The following is an 11681-nucleotide window of genomic DNA, read 5'->3' on the forward strand; positions in this document are numbered from 1 at the left end:
CGCGGCAACACTCGGTGACGCCCCGCGCCGGCAATGACGCCGGCCACGTCCGAAGGAGAATGTTCGTGCATCCCATCAAGTCCGGGCTCGCCGCCACCGGCGGCATGCTCGCCCTGGCCCTGGCCATCGCTCCCGCCGTACCCGCCTCGGCCGAACACTCTGCCGCAGGCGACAGGACCACCCCGGTGGCCCAGGAGTCATCGAGCCTCAAGGCCTCCGAACAGTCGAAGACCGCCGCCGCGAAGTCCGCACTGGGCCTCGCCTCGGGTGAGCAGCTGACCGTCAGGTCGGTCATCAAGGACGCGAACGGCGCCACCCACGTGCGCTACGAGCGCACCGTCAACGGCCTGCGCGTGATCGGCGGCGACTTCGTGTCGCACAAGGCCGCCAACGGTTCGATCAAGGACGTGACCTACAACTTCGGCCGGAAGTCCGTGACGCCGGCGTCGTTCTCCCCGAAGGTGAGCAGCGCGACCGCGAAGGCGAAGGGGCTGGCGACCGCACAGGCCACCAAGGGCGAGAAGGCCTCGGCAGGCGAGCTCGTCGTCTTCGTGACCGCGCAGGGCCCGAAGCTCGCGTACGACGTGTTGACCACCGGCATCCGGGCAGACAAGGTCCCGACCCGACTCCACACGTACGTCGACGCCGACACCGGCGCGGTGCTCGCCACCGACGACGAGATCAAGACCGGCGAGGGACACGGCATCCACCTCGACAACGTCACCATCGAGACCCGGACCCACACGGGCGGTGGCTTCGAGATGCGCGACACCCACGGCAACACGGCAACCGACGTACACAACCAGGGCGACCCCAACACGGGCCAGGGCCCGGCCGGTGACCTGTTCCTCGACGCCGACGACGTGTGGGGCAACGGCTCCTACACCGACCGTGCGTCGGCGGCCGTCGACGCGATCTACGGCGCGACGAAGACGTTCAACTACTACAGCACGCAGCTGGGCCGCAACGGGATCTGGAACGACGGCCGAGGCGCACCCTCGCGGGTCCACTTCGCCGACGAGATGTCGAACGCGTTCTGGGACGGCAGCCAGATGTCCTACGGCGACGGTGTGAACAACGCCGCCCCGCTGACCGAGCTCGACGTCGCCGGCCACGAGATGAGCCACGGCGTCACCGAGAACACGGCACGACTGATCTACTCGGGCGAGGCTGGTGGCCTCAACGAGGCGACCTCCGACATCTTCGGCACCGCGGTCGAGTGGTACTCCAACGCAGCCTCCGACGTGCCGGACTACCTGATCGGCGAGCTGATCGACATCCGTGGCAACGGCACTCCGCTGCGCTACATGGACAAGCCCTCCAAGGACGGTGCCTCGCGCGACTGCTGGTCGTCGACGCTCGGCGGCCTGGACCCGCACTACTCCTCGGGGCCGCTGAACCACTGGTTCTACATGCTCGCCGAGGGATCGGGCGCCAAGACCATCAACGGGGTCAGCTACAACTCACCCGTGTGTGGCAGTGCCCCCGCGGTCTCCGGCATCACCCACCAGAAGGCCGAGAAGATCTGGTACCGCACCCTGTCGACGTACCTGACCTCGCAGAGCAACTACGCCGCGGCTCGCACCGGAGCGATCAAGTCCGCCAAGGACCTGTACGGCGCCACGTCCGCGGAGTGCAAGGCGGTCGAGGCGGCGTTCACGGCCATCTCCGTCCCGGCCGGCACGGAGAAGTGCGATGGCACCACCCCGCCTCCCGGCGGCACGCTGACCAACGGCGGGTTCGAGTCCGGCCAGACCGGCTGGACCGGCACCACCGGACCCATCACGAACAACAGCGGACGTCCGGCACACTCCGGCACGTGGAAGCTGTGGCTCGGTGGCAACGGCCAGACCGCGTCCGAGAACGAGTCCCAGACCTTCGCCGTCCCGGCCAGCGCGTCCTCCCCGACGCTGACGTACTGGATCCGGATCGACACGTCCGAGGGCTCGACCTCCACGCCGTACGACAAGGCGACCGTGCAGATCAACGGGGTCACCAAGCACAGCTACTCGAACGCGTCGACACCGAAGGGCTCGTACGTGCAGAAGTCGATCGACCTGTCGGCGTACAAGGGCACGAACGTGACGCTGAAGTTCGCGGCGACCGAGGACTCCTCGCTCCAGACGAGTTTCGTGATCGACGACGTGGCCACCAACTTCTGAGGCAACACTCCCTGACAGAACACCCCAAGGCCCTTGTGGTCGCCGAGGCAGCTCGGTGGCCACAAGGGCCTGTCAGAGCCAGCCGCGCCGGCTGGCCTGCAGCGCCAGCTGGAAGCGGCTGCGCGCGCCCAGCACCTCTTCGAGTCGCGAGATGCGTCGGCCCAGGGTGCGGGCGCTGATGCCGAGGTCGCGGGCGATCGCCTCATCGGTGAGGCCGGCCGCAAGGTAGGCCAGCAGCTGGCGTTCCGCCTCGCTCGCGCCGTGATCGTGCACGTCGGACTCGGCCCCGAGGGGCACGCCCATCTGCCAGTAGCCCTCGAAGATCGAGACCATCGCGTCGAGCAGGCCGGACTCGTGGACGACGACGAGCGCGCGGCGCGACCCGACCTCTCCGGGCACCGAGAGGTAGCCGCGCTTCCGGTCGAAGACGGTCAGGTTGATCGGCACGTTCGAGAACACCCTCGCTTCCTCGCCCGCTGCCATGCACTGCTGGACGGCGGCGAACCCGAGCGAGTCGTTGAACACGCTGACGCCGTAGAGGGCGCGCACGTTCACGCCTCGGTCGATCGCCTCGTGGAATCCCGGATGCACGGTGGGTTCGGGGATCTGCATGCCCGGCGGCAGCCGCCTGGGCGCCACCGGTCCGATGCACAGGGCGTCGACGCAGGTCACGGCGTCGTCCATGAGCTCACGTTCCACGGTGTTGATCGCGCACTCGTCGGTGACGATCTCGACGAAGCTCTGCCGGTTGGCGGCTCGCGTCCAGATCTCGGCGAGCACGGAGCCGGTCAGCCGCGCGGCGTCGATCGCCCTTGCGTGCTCGAGCGCCAGGCGCTCCAGGGGCAGCTGCGGGGCCAGCGCCCGGACACTGCCGCCGGACAGCTCGACCAGTCCGACCGACTCGAGAGCCGTGATCTCGGGCCGGACCATGCCGTCGTCGAGGGCAACGTGTCTGGCGATCTCACTCACGGTCGCATCACCGAGATTCACGGCGGCCTGGTAGATCGGTTCGGCGAGCGGCGACAGCGACGGTACTACCCGAGAGTCCATAGCAGTGTCCTACACCACATGTCCGGTTCGTGCACCCGCCGGAGCGTCGGGTCAGAGCGTCAAGGTTCCCCTGATCAGCGTCCTGGCGGCACCGCCGACCCACTGGTCACCGGACTCATCGGTGGTGATGCGCACGTCGCCGGAGCGGCCCAGGGCGGTGCCCTGCCTGACGGTGTACGCCGACGCCGCGAGGCCGGCACCGATCAGCCACACGGCGAACCCGGCGTTGAGGGAACCCGTGACCGGGTCCTCCGGCACGGCCAGCTCGGGGCAGAACGCGCGCACCTCGTAGTCGGCCGGACCACCCTCGGCGTGCGGCCCGATCACCCCGAGGTCGAGGTCCCCGATCGCCGCGTAGTCGGGCGTCAACGCCAGCACGTCGTCCGCACTGTCGAGGAGCAGGCCCATCCAGCCCGGCCCGTTGTCGATCCAGTTGACCGCGCGCACCCTCTCCGGCGCCACACCGAGGGCACTCAGCGCGTGGTCGAGGGTGTCTTGGTCCACCTCGCCCGAGCGCAGGAACCCGGGAGCTCGGAAGGCCAGCACGTCGCCGTCCCGACGCAGCTCGACGAGACCGATGCCGCACTCCTGGACGACCATCTCGCTCGAGGCCGGCGTACCGCCAATCTCCAACCAGGCATGGGCGCTGCCCAATGTCGGGTGCCCCGCGAACGGGAGTTCGGCGGAGGGCGTGAAGATGCGCAACCGGTAGTCCGCGCGCGGGTCGGTCGGCGGCAGCAGGAAGGTCGTCTCGGACAGGTTGGTCCAGCGGGCGAAGGCGGCCATCTGCTCGTCGGTCAGGCCGGTGGCGTCGTGCACCACCGCCACCGGGTTGCCGGTCAGCGGAGCCGGCGCGAACACGTCCACCTGGGAGAAGTCGTACGTCGTCATGCGGTCAGCCTAGGAGGTCGCAGCCGTCTCGCACTCCAAGACATTTTCGTCCACATTTCGAGAATCAAACGGTCCGCCGTTGGACCGTGACGTTCACTGGGTGGGTGACACAGTCGTCCACCACCGACATCTCCGACGTACGCCGCTGGGCCATGCTCGCGGCCAGCACAGTCGCACAGGCCGCCGGCGCCGTGATGATCCATGGTCCCGCATTCCTGATCCCGGTGCTGCACGACCAGCGCGACATGAGCCTGGCCCGGGCCGGCCTGGTCGCGGCGTCGCCCACGATCGGCGTGATGCTGACCCTGGTCCTGTGGGGGCTGGTCGTCGACCGTTTCGGCGAGCGCTTCGTGCTGCTCTCCGGACTGGCCGGCACCACCGTCGCCGGCATCGCCGCCGTGCTGGTCGACAGCAGCGTCCTGCTCGCCGTGGCCCTGTTCTTCGCCGGGGCGGCCGCCGCGTCCACCAGCTCCGCCAGCGGACGCGTGGTGGTCGGCTGGTTCCCGGCGGGGCGGCGCGGCCTGGCGATGGGCATTCGCCAGATGGCCCAACCCGTCGGCGTGGGCGTCGCGGCGATCAGCATCGCCGTCATCGCCGACCGGCACGGCATCGCGGCCGCGCTCCTGGTGCCGAGCATCGCCTGTGGCCTGGCCCTGCTGGTGGTGGCGGCCGTGGTGATCGACCCGCCACGTCCCGAGCGTCGGGTCGGCGACGCGCCCAACCCGTATGCCGCCGACGGCTACCTGTCGCGGATCCACGGGGTGTCGGTGCTGTTGGTGGTGCCGCAGTTCATGGTGTGGACCTTCGCGCTGGTCTGGCTGGTCCAGGACCGCGACTGGTCACCCGCGGCGGCCGGCACGCTGGTGGCCATCGCCCAGCTCGTGGGCGCGTTCGGGCGGATCGCGGTCGGGCACCTCTCCGACGTCGTGGGCAGTCGGATGCGGCCCCTGCGGTGGGTCGCGATGGGGGCTGCGGCGAGCATGCTGCTCCTGGGCCTGACCTCCGGTGCCGACTGGTCGGTGGCCGTGGGCCTGATGGTCCTGGCCACCGCGATCACCGTGGCCGACAACGGGCTGGCGTTCACCGCGGTCGCCGAACGCGCCGGACCGTTCTGGTCGGGCCGGGCACTCGGCATCCAGAACACCGCCCAGTTCCTCGCCGCGTCCGCCGTACCCCCCATTGCCGGGCTGGCGATCACCGAGTGGGGGTACGCCGCGGCCTTCGCGACGTCCGCGCTCTTCCCGCTGGTCGCGATCGCGTTGGTGCCGGTGGCCGACGAGCGTGCGCTCAGCTGAGCGCACGCCTCGGCCGCAGAAGACTCAGAGGATGAGTCTGGCGAAGAACGCGAAGAAGATCGCCAGCACCACGAACAGCACGCCCAGGCATCCGTAGACCGCGAGCTGGGGCGTGCCCATCGGCGGCATCCAGGCCGACTGCTCCGGCGCGGCCGGGTCGTAGCGGATCGGGATCACGCTGCCGATCACCGGCGCGGAGAACATCGGGTCACGGCCGGGTGAGTCCCGTTCGACACCGTCAGGGGTGCGGTAGCGCCAGGTCACCAGGTAGCGCCGCTGGTTGTCGTTGCCGTTCCACGACTGCACCAGCTCGGCGCCGACCACCGTCGCCTCCGCCGGCACCCAGTCGCGCAGGCGGGTGCGATGCGCGCGGAAGCGGCGCGCCGCGATCACCGCGACCAGCACGAAGAACGCCAGCACGAGGACCATGAACACCTGCGCGATCGTCATGGCGGAAGCCTCGCAGGCTGCCCGGACTCACCGCCCACCGAGTCGGTAGGCACGGACCAGCGACTGCTCGAGAGTGTTGCCGTCCCGGTCTCCGACGCGCACCTTGAGCGAGACGAACTCCCCGTGGCGGGGGTGCCGGTAGTCCGCAGCGAACTCGCCGTCGCCGAGGGCCCGCGTGGGGGCGGCGGTCCACGTGGCGCCGTCGTCGTACGACACCCAGACCGCCATCGTGCCGATCTCCCCGGCCCCCGATCCACGCTGGTGCGTGGCCTTCAGGTGCAGGGTGACCTCCTCCCCTGGCCTTCCCGTGTTCTCGAGGTCGAGCGCCGGCGTCGGGCTGTCCCGTCGAGTGATCCCCGGGTAGTCGACGTCGAGCAGCGGCAGCACCTGCTGGGCACCGTTCCCGGCCGAGCCGAAGGTCCACACGCTCCGGGTCCGCGTCGAGAGCCCCAGCACGGTGCCGTCGTGCTCGGTGTCGGCCTCCAGGCGGTAGGTCGCCCGCTCGCCGGGCACCGCGACGCCCCCGGCGAGGGTGCCGGCGCGCTCCAGCAGCAGCTCGTCGCCGCGATAGAGGCGCAGTGACTCCGCGCTGCCGGCAAGTCCCTTCATCCAGTGGCCGGCCGAGTCGGTCAGCCCGGCCAGGTCGAAGCGCAGTTGCCCACCCGCCGTGCGCTCGTTGAGCATCTTCCAGTTGTACGGCGTCGCGGTGTTGTTCGCGATGCCGGGAGACAGCGGGGCGGCGAGCCAGTTCTCGGTCACCTTCTGCCCCGGCCGGAACACCGTGCGGTCCCTGGCGAAGAGCAGGTCGCCGGGCATGTTGTAGAGGAACTGCCAGGCGGCGTACGTCGAGGTGTCGGGGTCGGCGGTGACGTACTCGGTGCGGGTGTAGCCCAGCTCGGGCACGTAGTCGGTGGCCGTCGGGGTGCTGCACGCGCAGGGTGCCCACGAGCCGTAGCGAAGGCGCCACCCGCGCTCGCCGGTGCCGGTGGTGTGGAAACGCGAGGAGATCGTGGCCAGGTCGCGTTCGCGTACGTCGTACTCGAGATGCCGGGGGATCTCCTGCTGCTCGACGAACGTCAGGCCATAGGCGTACGGCGTCCGCGGCGTCCCGGTCAGCCGGAGCATGGTCGGTGCGTGGCCGTGTGAGAGGCCACGCAGCCTCTCGCCCTCTGCCCGGTCGACCGCGAGCACCGGTATCGGTCCACCGACCCACGGATAGAACACGCCGTCCTCGGCCGAGTAGAGCATCACCATCGGCGCGCCCGCCTCGATGACTGCCCGCACCTGCTCGGCCCAGGTCATGGTCGCGGACTCCTGCACCAGTGCCACCGATCCCGCCAGCCGGAGGCCGCGCAGATCGGAGGCGGTGGCGTGGCCGGCGTCGACCACGCGCAGCGTCCGGCTGCCGTCGATCGCCGGCCCACCTTCCTGCACGGCGTTCACCGTGTGGTGTCCGCGACCGGTCACCTCCGAGGTCAGCAGCGGAACGCCGGTCTCCCACTGCGAGAGCAGCGCGAAGGGGGCGTCGTCGACGTGCTCGGTCGGCGCCACGGAGACCTGTGAGGGCTCGCCGTCGGTGTAGTTCCAGTACCACTCGTCGGAGGTCGCCAGGTTGGTGCCGGGTTCGCCTCGCTGCAACTTCATGGTGAGCTCGCGCGGTGTCGAGGTGCGTGGCGTGCGCACCTCGACCGGCGTGGCGTTGCGGGCATCGAGCGTCACCGTGGAGTTGGGTGCCTGCACCGACACCTTGGGGTCGTGGACGATGCTCTGCTCCTCGACGAACCGACCGCTGGCGTCGAACGTGGTGATCAGGCCGAAGAGGTTGTACTCGCCCTCGGGCAGCCGCAGGGTCCACTCGGTCTGGTCGCCGGTCAGGTAGATGTTGTCCGGGTAGTAGCGGTTGTCCTTGGCGAGGTACGGCGTGGCCCGCAGCCTCGCCGTCGCCGGGCGACCATGCGCGTCGACCGCCCGGAAGGTCACGTCGACGGTGTCGTCCTGCTTGAGGAAGCCGATCGTGGTCCGCAGCTCGAGCCCTTCGGCGCCAGAAGCACCCGAGGCACCAGAGGCGACGACGAGGCCGGAGAACTCGGCGGCCTCGACCTCGGAGACGTCCACGTGCACGGTCGCGTGTGCCTGCCCACCGGCCGGCACCGTCAAGGTCGCCGGCGTGACCGTGAGGACGTCGCCGTCGACCGGGTCGCCGTGGTCCTCGACCAGCGTCGTGGACAGGTCGAGGGTGACGTCCTGGTCCGACGTGTTGGTGTAGTTGAGCTGCTTGTCGGAGGTCAGCTGCCCGTCGACGAACGGCCGGGCGAAGTAGCCCATGAACTGCATGCCGGAGTCGACGTACACGTCCTGGCGGGAGGCACGACCGACGTCGATGACGCCCGCGCCACGGTCGAACGCGTCGCCCGACGTGGTCGGCCGGGCGGTCGAGGTCAGGGCCGCCTTCACCTGCACCGGCGTCCAGTCGGGGTGCTGTTGCAGGAGCAGTGCCGCGGAGCCGGCGACGTGGGGCGAGGCCATCGAGGTCCCCGTCATCGAGGTGTACGGCGAGGTGCCGGACCCGGTGCCGGCGGCGCGGGCGGCGACGATGCCCATGCCCGGAGCCATCACGTCGGGCTTGAGGGCGCCGTCGCCCATGACTCCGTTGCGCGACCCCGACCACTTCGAGTCGGTGCGCGAGACGGCGCCCACGGTCAGGGCGCTTGCCGCCGCCCCGGGAGCGGTCACGTCCATCGTGCCGGGCTGACCGATGCTGCCGTTGCCGGCGGCGACCACGAACAACGTGCCGTCCCGGCGGGTGAGCTCGTCGACTGCCCGGCTGATCGGGTCGTCGCCCTTGGTGACCGGACCACCCAGGCTCATGTTCACGACGTCGGCGTCGTTGGACGAGGCCCATTCCATGCCGTCGATCACCCACGACGCGGCACCCGCCCCCGAGTCGTTGAGCACCTTGCCGATCATCAGGTTCGCGTGCGGTGCGACGCCACGGTAGGCGCCGTCGGAGGCCGCCCCCGAGCCGGCGACGATCGAGGCCACGTGGGTGCCGTGTCCGGCCAGGTCGTTCACCGAGCCGGTCTCCGCGAAGTCGCGGGTGGCGCCGATGCGACCGCTGAAGTCCGGGTGCGTCGCGTCGATGCCGGTGTCGAGCACGGCGACCGTGGTCCCGTCTCCCTCGAGCCCGGCCTCCCAGGCCTCGGGTGCTCCGATCTGCGCAGTGCTGCGGTCGAGCGTGGCCTCGACACGGAAGTCGAGGGAGACCCTGGCCAACCCGGTGGCCAGTCGCGCTGGTGCCCTTCCTCTGCCACTGACGGTGCCGGCCACGTCAGCCCAGAACTGTTCGGCATGCGCCTTGGCGGTCGAGACGGCGAGCGCGTCGATGCTCTCGAGCACCCGGTCCTTGGTGGCGCCCCGAGGAGCGGTTTTCCGGGCCAGCGGGGCCCGGTCGGTCGCGGCCGCGGTGTACTCGACGATGACCGGGAGCGTGGCCCGGTGGGCGTCGTCGTACCCCTGGCGCACGAGCGAGCTGACGTTGAACAGCTCGGGGTCCAGGCGCCCGGCCGCGATCAGCGTCGAGGCCGGCCCGGGCTCGACGTGCACGTCTCCCCCGGAGGTGAACGTGTGATAGCCGCCGCGCGGGTCGACGCGGCGTACGACGGTGGCGTGCTGGGTGCCGTCGGGCGCGGTGTCGAGGCGGACCACGTCTCCGGTGACCAGGGTGACCGTCGCCGACGACGCGGTCTCCTGCAGGTCCGGTCCGGGGGCCCGCGCCGCACCGACGGCGCCCGAGCCGGCCGAAGCCAGGCCCAGGACACTGACCGGGCCGACGACGAGCACCAGGATGGTGGTGCGCCAGAACTGCGTTCCCCGCATGGCAGAGCTCCTCGGATCGACAGGTGCGATGTCGAGGACATTAGGGGCGGCGGGCGGGCCGTGGGGGCCCGTGCGCTGGCCAGAACGGACATCGCCACTATCGGCCAGCCGACGGGCTCAGCCGGGGCTCACACCAGGCCGCGTGCCCGGGCCTGCACCCCTGCCTGGAAGCGGCTGCGGGCGTCGAGCAGGTCCATCAGTCCCGCGACCCGGCGCCGCACCGTGCGGGCGCTGACCTGCAGCTGCCGCGCGATCGCGTCGTCGCCCAGGCCCGCGGTCAGCAGGGTCAGCAGGGGCAGGTCGACGAGGTGCCCCTCTGCCGCCCCGGTGGCGGAGGGTGCGTCACCGCCGAACGCCGACTCGAGGGGTACGGCGCGCTCCCACAACGCCTCGAACAGCATCACCAGCGCGTCGAGCAACGCCGACGGCCCGATCAGCAGGCCGGTCGAGCCGACCGACTCGGCGTCCATCGTCAACGGGATCAGCGCCACCCGGCGGTCCGCGATCGACATCTTCAACGGCAGCCCGGCCAGCACGCGCGCCTCCTCGCCGGCGTCGGCCGCGGCGGCGAGCCAGTCGAGCTGCCCGGGCACGTCGAAGGCAGCCGTGTCGTAGATGCCTCGGCTGCGGGCGCCGCGGGTGAGGTGCTCGATCTCGTCCTCGTTGACCCCGAGCGTCGAGACGTACGGCGGCCGGTCGAAGGTCAGCACCTCCTCACGGGCGCCCAGCTGCAGCTGTCGATAGCGTGCCTGGAGCGCCGAGCGACCGCGCACGATGTCGGCCACTCCGTAGCTGGGCTCCTCGCGCTGCTCGGCCCGGAACTCGTCCGCGATCGACCGGGCCGCCAGCACCGCGCGCTGCAGCTCGCCCTCGCGCTCGGCCACCAGCGCGTCGATGGCCAGGTCGGGTCGCACTGCGCGCACGAGGTCGTCGGGGTCCCGGCTGACCAGGCCGAGCGCTTCGAGCCGTCCGATCGCGGCCCCCACGTCGGTGACCTCCTGGCCGACGGTGGTGCTGACGTCCATCAGGCTGGCCTCGCCGAGCCGCACGACCGCGCGGTAGACGGCGGTCTCCTCGGCGCTGATCCCGAGAGCTTCGAGCATGCTTCCTGCCTCGCACGTGGCCGGGTGGGTGGCTGGATGCTCCACACTAGTGCCGGGCTCGCGGGAGTCCACGTCATTAAATCGCGCGCGGAAGGAGTGCCCGATGAGCCAGGTCCCAGCAGCCACTCGGACCCTCCAGGTGTTGCGCTTCCTTGCCGCGCAGCCAGGTCCGGTGCCGCTCGACCGCATCATCACCGGCGTCGGCCTCCCCCGCAGCACGGCGTACCACCTGGTCAACACGATGATCGACGAGGGCTTCGTGACGCACCTGGCCGAGGAGCGGCGCTACGGGCTGGGCGTTGCCGCCTTCGAGGTCGGCAGTGGCTACACCCGCCAGGCGCCCCTGCAGCGGATCTCGCGCCGCCCACTGGCGGAGCTCGTCGACCGCACCGGCCAGAGTGCGCACCTCGCGGTGCTGCACGGCCGCGACGTCCTCTACGTGATCGAGGAGCGGGCACCCGGCCGGCCGCCGCTGGTCACCGACGTCGGCGTACGGCTCCCGGCCCACCTGACCGCCAGCGGCCGGGCCATCCTGGCCGCGCTGCCCGCCGCACAGGTGCGCGCCGCCTACCCGGACCGCGCCGCGTTCGTCGACCGCCACGGCAAGGGACCGTCGGGTCCGCGCCAGCTCACGGCCGTGCTGCAGGAGACCCGCCAACGCGGGCACGCCACCGAGGACGGCGAGGTCACCCCGGGGTTCGCCAGCGTCGCCGCGGCGGTGCTCGACCACAACGACTACCCGGTGGCGGGCGTCGCGATCACCCACCCGGGCGCGGAGTCCTCCGAGGCGTACGTCGACGAGGTGCGCCGCACCGCGCAGATCCTGACCGTCCGACTGCGCGGGTGAAGGCCGA

At 70.9% G+C, this 11681-nt stretch carries 8 protein-coding genes; 3 read left to right on the forward strand and 5 right to left on the reverse strand.

Translation table 11 applies throughout. From position 1 onward, the window contains the following. Positions 1-65: 65 nt before the first annotated feature. The gene (locus ASD66_RS15525; protein WP_082563972.1) at positions 66-2162 is read left to right on the forward strand and encodes a M4 family metallopeptidase; all 2097 of its coding nucleotides are present in this window, start codon (positions 66-68) and stop codon (positions 2160-2162) included. Between the two features lie 72 nt (positions 2163-2234). Here the strand turns inward: ASD66_RS15525 and ASD66_RS15530 are convergent, their stop codons facing one another. Next, a complete protein-coding gene (locus ASD66_RS15530; protein ID WP_056891536.1) occupies positions 2235-3212 on the reverse strand; it encodes a helix-turn-helix transcriptional regulator in 978 nt (325 codons plus the stop codon). Between the two features lie 51 nt (positions 3213-3263). Beyond that, the gene (locus ASD66_RS15535; protein ID WP_056891537.1) at positions 3264-4103 is read right to left on the reverse strand and encodes a PhzF family phenazine biosynthesis protein; all 840 of its coding nucleotides are present in this window, start codon (positions 4101-4103) and stop codon (positions 3264-3266) included. Positions 4104-4207: 104 nt separating this feature from the next. On the opposite strand from ASD66_RS15535, the gene ASD66_RS15540 reads away from it, so the two are divergent. Beyond that, a complete protein-coding gene (locus ASD66_RS15540; protein WP_235530124.1) occupies positions 4208-5398 on the forward strand; it encodes an MFS transporter in 1191 nt (396 codons plus the stop codon). Positions 5399-5422: 24 nt separating this feature from the next. On the opposite strand, the gene ASD66_RS15545 is transcribed toward ASD66_RS15540, so the two are convergent. From ASD66_RS15545 to ASD66_RS15555, 3 genes are all read right to left on the reverse strand, one after another. After that, positions 5423-5848: a DUF3592 domain-containing protein gene (locus ASD66_RS15545; RefSeq protein ID WP_056683205.1), complete on the reverse strand. Its 426-nt coding sequence runs from the start codon at positions 5846-5848 to the stop codon at positions 5423-5425. A 27-nt stretch (positions 5849-5875) separates the two neighbouring features. Then, on the reverse strand, positions 5876-9724 hold the full coding sequence (locus tag ASD66_RS15550) for a S8 family serine peptidase (protein WP_056891538.1): 3849 nt from the start codon (positions 9722-9724) through the stop codon (positions 5876-5878). 128 nt (positions 9725-9852) lie between these two features. Then, on the reverse strand, positions 9853-10827 hold the full coding sequence (locus ASD66_RS15555) for a helix-turn-helix domain-containing protein (RefSeq protein ID WP_056891539.1): 975 nt from the start codon (positions 10825-10827) through the stop codon (positions 9853-9855). A gap of 103 nt (positions 10828-10930) precedes the next feature. Between ASD66_RS15555 and ASD66_RS15560 the strand changes: the two genes are divergently transcribed. Further along, complete coding sequence (locus tag ASD66_RS15560; protein ID WP_056683214.1) at positions 10931-11674, forward strand: IclR family transcriptional regulator; 744 nt, start codon at positions 10931-10933, stop codon at positions 11672-11674. Positions 11675-11681: the final 7 nt, after the last annotated feature.

This window comes from Nocardioides sp. Root151 (assembly GCF_001427925.1).
Classification (GTDB): domain Bacteria; phylum Actinomycetota; class Actinomycetes; order Propionibacteriales; family Nocardioidaceae; genus Nocardioides.